Annotated in this window: 1 protein-coding gene; it reads right to left on the reverse strand. The window is 77.3% G+C overall.

The features are described from left to right. On the reverse strand, positions 1-271 hold a 271-nt coding region (locus LZD48_RS19360), incomplete at its 3' end, for a DUF2252 family protein (protein WP_235764145.1). Positions 272-286: the final 15 nt, after the last annotated feature.

Below are 286 nucleotides of genomic sequence, written 5' to 3' on the forward strand. Positions count from 1 at the left end.
CGAAGCTCCCGGCGTGCAGATCGCCGTGGATCCACACCCGGGCGGTCCGCTCGTCCAGATACGGCGTGCCCTGCGCGCCCGCGCCGGACTCCGCCAGGTCGTGGTGGAACAGGGGCGCCGCGCCCCGGAAGAACGCGGCGGGGGAACCGGCCATCCGGCGCAGGGCGCCTTCGGGGGCGGTGTCGAGGGCGGCGAGGATCTCCCCGTCGCGCCGGGCGGTGTCCTGGCCGGGCCGCGCGGTGTCCCGCGTCGGGGCGTGTGGGATCGGCATCGCTGGCTGCCTCCT

Source organism: Oceanobacillus alkalisoli, from assembly GCF_021556485.1.
In the GTDB taxonomy this organism is placed as follows: domain Bacteria; phylum Bacillota; class Bacilli; order Bacillales; family Amphibacillaceae; genus Oceanobacillus; species Oceanobacillus alkalisoli.